Source organism: Novacetimonas hansenii JCM 7643 (assembly GCF_000964405.1).
GTDB lineage: Bacteria > Pseudomonadota > Alphaproteobacteria > Acetobacterales > Acetobacteraceae > Novacetimonas > Novacetimonas hansenii.
Genome location: NZ_BANE01000216.1, coordinates 1 through 2,426, shown reverse-complemented (window position 1 = coordinate 2,426; position 2,426 = coordinate 1). Strand labels below are relative to the sequence as shown.

Sequence of the window (2,426 nt, the reverse complement as noted above, 5' to 3'; positions counted from 1 at the left end):
CTGAAGCTTTTTGGGAAAAGCTTCACCAAAAACCTTTATGATTTCAGGATGTTATCGATCCTGACTTTTCAAACAGTCTCTTATGGGAATGATAAGGTCCGTAAACCACAGTTCATGACGGCCCCGTCGCGGTGGTAGCCTGTGCCGCCTTGCGCGAGGGTTGCCCGATCTCGCGCAGTGGCAGGCCCGCCATCAGGCGCTTTTCAATTCCTTCAAGGCTCATGTCCCGCGTTTCAGGGATGAAGCGCCACGTCACGAATACGAACGCCAGGTTGAACGCTGCGAACATCCAGAAGGTCGGGCCATTGCCGATCCATTGCAGCAGCGACAGGAAGGTCGCGCCAATGATCATGTTGGCGATCCAGTTGGTCAGCGTGGAAATGGAAATGCCAAGGTCACGCCCCTGCAGCGGCTGCACCTCTGAACACAGGACCCAGATCAGGGGACCAGCCGACATGGAAAAGCCTGAAATATAGATCATCAGCATGAACACGGCGATGATCTGCTCCCCCGGTCCCAGAGGCAGCGCATTGAGCAGTACCCCAAGGCCCCCCATACCGACCGCCATGATCAGGAATCCTGAATACAGGATCGGCTTGCGCCCCCATCTGTCCACCAGCCCGATGGCCACGAATGTCGCCAGCATGTTCACCAGCCCGACCATCGCCGTGCACCACAGTTGTGCCGGGCCGACATATCCCGCCAGGGCAAAGATCTTGGGCGCGTAATACATGACCACGTTCACGCCAGCCAGTTGCTGCATGATCTGCAACCCCATTCCCAGCAGGATGGAACGGCGGAAATTACGGTTCGCCAGTAATGCCCAGCCCTTCTGCTTCTGCTGGAGCTGGTCGCTGATGCTCTGGATTTCGCGTCGGGCGTCGCTGCGGCTGTCACGCAGGTTGACCAGCACCTCCAGCGCTTCGCTGCGGCGGTCTTTCATCATCAGCCAGCGCGGGCTGAAAGGCAGGAACAGCGCGCCGATCAGGAACAGCACCCCTGGGACCGCCGCCACGGCGAACATGCCGCGCCAGTTGCCGGAATAGCCGAAGAACGTATTGCTCATGAATGCCAGGAAGATGCCCACCGTAATCATCAACTGATAGGTGGAGATCATGGCGCCGCGTGCGGTCTCGCTTGCGATTTCCGACAGGTAGAGCGGCGCGGTGAAGGCCGCGACCCCGATTGCCAGCCCCATGACCGTGCGGCCCATGATCATCGACGGCACTGACCATGCCAGCGCACACCCGACGGAGCCAAGCACGAACACCACCGCACCCACCAGCAGCGTCCGCTTGCGCCCGATATGGTGTGACATCCATCCTGCGCACATTGATCCCACGGCCGCGCCTGCCATCATGGAACTGACGATCCATTCCTGCGCCACGGTGGAGGCATGGAATTCCTTGGCCACGAAATCCAGCGCGCCAGAAATGACACCGATATCCAGACCAGCCATCAGGCCCGCCAGCGCCGCAAGGCACCCGATAATCACGGAGCGCATGCGCGATGACCCCACAGGCTGCGTGACGGACTGATTCATATGTAATGATCCTTCATTTATTTTTTCTTCGTGACCAACTGGTGGTGGGCGATGGCCCCCATCGGTTTCAGCTTAAATTCGCGATGGCGCAGGTGGGCTGGCCTGTTTCAATTCCTGTTTCAGATCGGCGCGGCGCGCGTCACACCAGTCAGGAAGTAACATGGAACCCCATAGGCACGGGTATGATCAGGATCATTTTCAACCAGATCATTCACCATAAAACGCCGCAGCCGCAGGATCGCCACACCGCCTTCATCCGATATCGCCTCCATATCCTCGCTCATGTCCACGTACCATGCCATGACGCCTGGCCGCTCCGTCAGGGATACGGGCGTGCGGGGGCTGATGGACAGGCCATGCGCCAGCATGGCATCGGCCTGTGACGAGGTCGTGACGATATAGAAAAAACCGTCCGTGGCGTCGGCAGGCCCGAAGTGACGCAAGGGTACTGGGGACAGGCCGATTTCCGTCGCATCAAGATGCGTAACCCGGCGGGGTGGGACCGGGACGGGTGGCAGGGGACGCGCGAACAGGTCTTCCTGTCCTGCTGGTGGGGGGGCAGGCGGGCGTGGGGTGCGCTTTTTCGGGGCGGGTACCGACCCGTTGTCCCGCGGGGCGGTGGGGGGATGCGGCAGGGGCAGTTCGCCCGTTTCGTTGCGACGCGAACGCGTCATCGCGACACTCCGCCCGGCTGCGGGACTCTGTGGTTTGTGCCCTGCCTGCCGCCCCTATGGTGGCAGGTGGACCCGCATCATGCCGGGAAATGCGATGGGGATGCAATTACTGTAATGTGGGGTGGGGTCTGTCGTTGGCGGGGCCTGAAACGCGTAAGAAATATTAGAGACTGTTTGAAAAGTCAGGCTTGATAACATACTGTAATTAT

The 2,426-nt window shown here is 59.7% G+C and carries 2 protein-coding genes; both read right to left on the bottom strand.

Annotated features, from left to right (window positions below; translation table 11 throughout):
* Positions 1-112: 112 nt before the first annotated feature.
* Positions 113-1,543, bottom strand: a complete 1,431-nt coding sequence (locus tag B7G66_RS13415) for a sugar porter family MFS transporter (protein WP_003616818.1) — start codon at positions 1,541-1,543, stop codon at positions 113-115.
* A 119-nt stretch (positions 1,544-1,662) separates the two neighbouring features.
* Entirely contained in the window at positions 1,663-2,217 is a 555-nt protein-coding gene (locus B7G66_RS13410) for a hypothetical protein (protein ID WP_003616820.1), read from the bottom strand.
* Positions 2,218-2,426: the final 209 nt, after the last annotated feature.